6 protein-coding genes are annotated in these 5587 nt (G+C 35.2%); 5 read left to right on the top strand and 1 reads right to left on the bottom strand.

Going from position 1 to position 5587, the window contains the following annotated elements:
• The 4 genes from V7014_RS22730 to V7014_RS22715 form a co-directional block, all read left to right on the top strand.
• Positions 1 to 738: metallophosphoesterase (locus V7014_RS22730; protein WP_335510623.1), on the top strand; the 738-nt coding region annotated here is incomplete at its 5' end.
• A 169-nt stretch (positions 739 to 907) separates the two neighbouring features.
• Positions 908 to 1483, top strand: coding sequence for an adaptor protein MecA (locus V7014_RS22725; protein WP_335510621.1), 576 nt, complete (start codon positions 908 to 910; stop codon positions 1481 to 1483).
• Positions 1484 to 1684: 201 nt separating this feature from the next.
• Positions 1685 to 2962, top strand: a complete 1278-nt coding sequence (locus V7014_RS22720; protein ID WP_335510619.1) for a Glu/Leu/Phe/Val family dehydrogenase — start codon at positions 1685 to 1687, stop codon at positions 2960 to 2962.
• 133 nt (positions 2963 to 3095) lie between these two features.
• Positions 3096 to 4073 carry a YpdA family putative bacillithiol disulfide reductase gene (locus tag V7014_RS22715; protein WP_335510617.1) on the top strand — a complete coding sequence of 326 codons (978 nt, stop codon included), beginning with the start codon at positions 3096 to 3098 and terminating at the stop codon, positions 4071 to 4073.
• A gap of 96 nt (positions 4074 to 4169) precedes the next feature.
• On the opposite strand, the gene V7014_RS22710 is transcribed toward V7014_RS22715, so the two are convergent.
• Positions 4170 to 5144, bottom strand: a complete 975-nt coding sequence (locus V7014_RS22710) for an asparaginase (RefSeq protein ID WP_335510615.1) — start codon at positions 5142 to 5144, stop codon at positions 4170 to 4172.
• 176 nt (positions 5145 to 5320) lie between these two features.
• Between V7014_RS22710 and V7014_RS22705 the strand changes: the two genes are divergently transcribed.
• The coding region (locus V7014_RS22705; RefSeq protein ID WP_335510613.1) for a PrsW family glutamic-type intramembrane protease at positions 5321 to 5587 on the top strand (267 nt) is incomplete at its 3' end.

Genomic DNA, 5587 nt, shown 5'->3' with positions numbered 1-5587 from the left:
GTACTCTTATATATGTGGAAACTTGCCAATGAAAATCATGTTATTGAACATCATCTTCAGTTTGAAAATTTTCCAAACAGCTTTGGAACAGTGCAAATTTATTTTATTTCAGATATCCATAAGAGAAAAATTAATACTGATATGATTCAATCCCTACAGGGAAAGGCTGATCTCGTTATTATTGGTGGGGATTTAGCTGAAAGAAATGTCCCTTTTGAAAGAATCAAGGAGAATGTTGAAAAGCTTAAAACAATTGGACCGGTCTACTTTGTATGGGGAAATAATGATTATGAATTAGATTATCATGAATTAGACGCAACTTTGCTAAGCTTAGGAGTTAAAATTCTAGATAATACGGCGGTTATATTTGAATCACAATCAGGAGATAAGCTTTCTTTATTAGGTGTTGATTATGTTGGTTATAAAAGAGATCGTTTAGACTTGGCATTATTAGATAGTGCGGAATCTTCATTTAAAATCCTTGTAAGTCATTGCCCTCGCATATTGAGAAAGATACAAGAAAATCACCATATTTCCCTCGTTTTAGCTGGTCATACTCATGGAGGTCAAGTTAGATTTCTCGGATTTGGTCCTTATAAGCTAGGTGGATTGGAAACACATCCTACCACAACAATATTAACAAGTAATGGCTATGGAACTAGTCTATTACCGTTACGATTAGGTGCACGAGCTGAAACACATTTATTAACTTTATCTGCAAAGGGATCTAAGAAATAGGAAGAGATTATAGGTCTCTTCTTTTTTGTATGGATTTAATTGGTGGCTAAATTAAGAAGTGAATTTATCCAATAAAAAGCACTAGAATCGGTTTTCGTGTGGATATGCACCGTGTTAAATGTACCTCATATGATGTATAAAGTGTTTTTCATCGTGGGAGGCCATTTAAGTGAAGCTTGAAAGACTAAATTATAATAAAATTAGAATTTTTTTAACATTCGATGATTTGTATGAACATGGACTTACTGTGGATGACATTAAGAGAAATGAGTTGAAAGTACATGCTAAAATCCAAAGGATGGTTGAAAGCGCTTGTGATGAAATTAGCTTTCAAATGAAAGGTGCCATTGAAATTGAAATCTATTCTCTTCATACTCAAGGGTTAATGATGATTATTACAAGAGATGAAGACATTTTTCTTCTAGATGATGATTGTTTTAATCTTCAAGTAACGATGGAAGAGCAATTACAAATACTGTATAAGTTTGAAACCTTCGAAGATTTAATTCAATTATGTAAAGTGTTTGAACGATTGAAAATTGTACAGTCTAGTTCGGTTTTTTATTATAAAGATTACTATTATTTAAGTATTGAAAGGGTATTGAATAAACAGTATGATACGGTGATTTCTCTTGCGGCTGAGTATGGTTCACTAAGCACACTTACAATTCATCAGTTATTAGAATATGGTAAAGGCATTGTTGATCAACAAGCAATAGAGAAAATCGCTAAAGCCTTTTTATAGGGGATTTTAAATATCATAGAGGGAAATCGTATATACGATTTTTCTTTTTTGTGTGGTCATATATTATCGCGTATTTCAATCACCATTCTGAATATTAGCTTAACTGCTTTGATTTACATGTAACAAGGTGTATACTAACACTGAAAGAGGGTCTATATCTTTCTTAAGGAAGATGTTACTTTTCTAGGAGGTACTTAAAATATGGTAGCTGTAAATGGTGTAGAACAGAATAACGAAAAAAATAATAATGATGTGCTACTCTCCACTCAAACGGTCATTCATAAAGCTTTAGAAAAGCTAGGGTATCCAGAAGAGGTGTATGAACTACTGAAAGAGCCTCTTAGAATGTTAACTGTAAAAATTCCAGTTAAAATGGATGACGGATCAGTCAAAGTATTTACAGGATATAGGGCGCAACATAATGATGCGGTTGGACCTACTAAGGGTGGTATCCGTTTTCATCCTAACGTAACAGAAAGAGAAGTTAAGGCACTTTCAATTTGGATGAGTTTGAAGTGTGGTATTGTTGATTTGCCATATGGTGGAGGGAAAGGTGGTATTATCTGCGACCCTCGAAACATGTCATTTAGTGAATTAGAGCGATTAAGTCGTGGATATGTTAGAGCCATAAGTCAAATTGTGGGTCCAACAAAGGATATTCCTGCACCAGATGTATTTACAAATTCACAAATCATGGCATGGATGATGGATGAATATAGTAGAATAGATGAATTTAATTCTCCAGGATTTATTACTGGGAAACCATTGGTTCTAGGTGGTTCACATGGTCGTGAATCTGCAACAGCTAAAGGTGTTACGATTTGTATAAGTGAAGCTGCCAAGAAAAGAAATATTGATATTAAAGGCGCGAGAGTGGTCGTCCAAGGATTTGGAAATGCCGGTAGTTTCTTAGCGAAATTTATGCACGATGCTGGAGCAAAAGTGGTAGGCATTTCTGATGCTTATGGCGCTTTATATGATAAAGACGGATTGGACATTGATTATCTTCTTGATCGTCGAGATAGCTTTGGTACGGTAACAAAGCTATTCAATAATACGATAACAAATACTGAATTATTAGAATTAGAGTGTGATATATTAGTTCCAGCTGCTATTGAGAATCAAATAACAGCGGAAAATGCTCATAATATTAAAGCGAAGATTGTAGTTGAAGCTGCAAATGGACCGACAACACTTGAAGCTACACAAATATTAACGGATCGTGGCATTTTACTAGTACCAGATGTGCTAGCATCATCCGGTGGTGTAACGGTTTCATATTTCGAATGGGTACAAAACAATCAAGGCTACTACTGGTCAGAACAAGAAGTTGAAGAAAAATTAGAAAAGATTTTAGTGAAGTCTTTTAAAGCTATTTATGATACTGCTCAAGCAAGACGTATAGACATGAGATTAGCAGCCTATATGGTAGGTGTAAGAAAAATGGCGGAAGCGTGTCGTTTCCGTGGTTGGATATAATCACATAATTTTTAAAAACAAAAAGTAGTCATTTTTATTGAATTATGAAAGAAAAACTCCTATCTTTAAAGATAGGGTTTTTCTTATTTAATGTGAAACAAGATATATATAAGATTGAAAAGGAGTGAAGAATGTGATTGAAAAAGACGCCATTATTGTTGGGGGAGGTCCATGCGGGATTGCTGCTGCCATTGCATTACAAGATATTGGCTTGCAGCCTTTAGTTATAGAAAAAGGTAACATTGTAAATTCGCTGTATCATTATCCTACTCATCAAACATTTTTCAGTTCAAGTGAAAAGCTAGAAATTGGAGATGTTGCATTCATCACAGAGAATCGTAAGCCAGTAAGAAATCAAGCGTTAGCATATTACCGTGAAGTAGTACTTCGAAAAAAGGTACGTGTTCATTCGTTTGAGAAGGTTGAAAAAGTTGAGAAAGTCTCAGACAAAAGATTTATTGTAACTTCAGAAAAAGCTACATATGTAACGCCTTATGTCATCATTGCTACCGGTTATTATGATCAACCGAATTTACTTGGTGTATCAGGTGAAGAATTACCACATGTGTATCATTATTTTAAAGAAGCGCATCCATATTTTGATTGTGATGTAACTGTTATTGGTGGAAAGAATTCCAGTATTGACGCAGCGCTAGAATTAGTGAAAGCAGGCGCTCGTGTTTCGGTTCTTTATCGAGGAAGTGTTTATTCGCCGAGTGTTAAACCGTGGATTCTCCCTGAGTTTGATGCTCTTGTGAAGAATGGCACAATCAAGATGGTGTTTAATGCACATGTAAAATCGATTACTCCTGATAAAATCACTTACATAGTTGGAGGGGAAGAGAATAAGTTAAAATCTGATTTTGTTTTTGCTATGATTGGATATCACCCAGATCATCAATTTTTACGTCAAATGGGTGTTGGGATTGATCAAGAATCGGGCCGACCAACGTTTAATTCTGAAACGATGGAAACGAATATAGAAGGTCTTTATATTGCTGGAGTTATAGCGGCGGGTAATAATGCAAATGAAATTTTTATTGAGAATGGAAGGTTCCATGGTCCATTAATTGCGAACCACATCCAAGAGAAAAAACAGGAAAAGTGTTAAACACTTTTCCTGTTTTTTATATTTATCGAAAGCTAACTTAGTTTCTAGTGAACTTCCATACGGTTAATCGGAGCTATATAAGGACTTCCGCTACTCTTATGAGTGAAATAATAAATCCATTTCTTGCAGTTTTTTTCCTTCTTCTAGTGCGGCTAAAAGCTTTAATCGGGCTTTTTGACCGTTTAAACCATTTGAGAAAACACATCCAAGATCTCTTAATTGTACTCCTCCGCCTTCGTAGCCGTATACACCTTGCGTGATCCCATTAAAACATCTAGAGACAATTACAATAGGAATATTTTGATCTACAAGCGTTTTTATGCCAGAGAGTGTACTTGGTGGTAGGTTTCCTTGGCCTAACGCTTCAATTACAAGTCCATCGATTTGTAATTGACTAAGTGCTTGTAATAGTGATGAATCCATCCCTGCGTGTGCTTTTAGAAGTGGAACATTCTTTGTTATAGATTTGACCTTGAATTTAATCGATGCAATTGGTTGATGGTGAAAGAGAGCGCCTTGTTTCGTTACAATTCCAATTGGCCCAAATTGTGGGCTCTGAAATGTGGAAACATTGCTTGTGTGTGTTTTTGTCACGTTCTGCGCTGTGTGGATTTCATCATTTAGCACAACCAATACACCTTTGTCTGCGGCTTCTTCTGTGCAAGATACACGAATTGATGAGATAAAGTTATACAGACCATCGAAGCCAATTTCATTACTAGAACGCATCGCTCCAGTCAACACAATTGGAATCGACACATCAAGAAGTAAATCTAAGAAATATGCGGTTTCTTCAAGTGTATCTGTCCCATGCGTAATGACAACACCGTCAATTTTTGTTTGACTTATCTTTTCTTCTATTATATCTCTAATCCTCAACATTTCATTTGGAGTTATATGAGGTGAGGGTAAGTTAAATGGTTCTTCAATAATTAAGGTTGCATCTTTTTGTAATTGAGTCGATGCCACGGACATCGGGTTTATCTCAGATGGTTGAACTGCTCCTGTAGATTGATCTTCAAACATAGAAATAGTTCCACCAGTATGAATAACAAGGATTTTTTTCTTCATAGCAATCCTCCTAAGTAATGAAATATGGGAATAAAAACGGTAACAAAGAAATGTAATCATACATTCGCATGAAATGCAACGTTTAAGTGAAAATAGTAAGTTAAGGTTACTGCATTTTTTCTAATAACATGGTACGATAAAATAGTCAAAAAGCTATATAGAAAAGAGGTCAGCACATGCTGGTCATAGTTACTGCTGGTATTGCCCCAGGACTGGCATTGCTAAGCTATTTTTATTTAAGAGATTATTATGGTACGGAGCCAGTTACAATTGTTTTAAGAACATTTATATTCGGCGCTGTTCTTGTGTTTCCATTGATGTTTCTTCAGTACGTATTAGACGCAGAAGGACTTATTATTAGTGATTTTATTCATTCTTTTGTCATTACTGGATTTTTAGAAGAATTTTTCAAATGGTTTATCATAATATATACTATTTATCAC

The organism is Bacillus sp. JJ722, assembly GCF_036963345.1.
GTDB lineage: Bacteria > Bacillota > Bacilli > Bacillales > DSM-1321 > Bacillus_AD.
The sequence above is the reverse complement of the archived record's forward strand: the minus strand, read 5'-3'. Positions and strand labels throughout refer to the sequence as shown.

What these genes read in the sequence shown, in the direction of transcription:
- V7014_RS22710 (WP_335510615.1), bottom strand. Translation starts at nt 5,144, where the DNA reads ATGAAGAAAAAAATCCTTGTTATTCATACTGGTGGAACTATTTCTATG.
- V7014_RS22720 (WP_335510619.1), top strand. Translation starts at nt 1,685, where the DNA reads ATGGTAGCTGTAAATGGTGTAGAACAGAATAACGAAAAAAATAATAAT.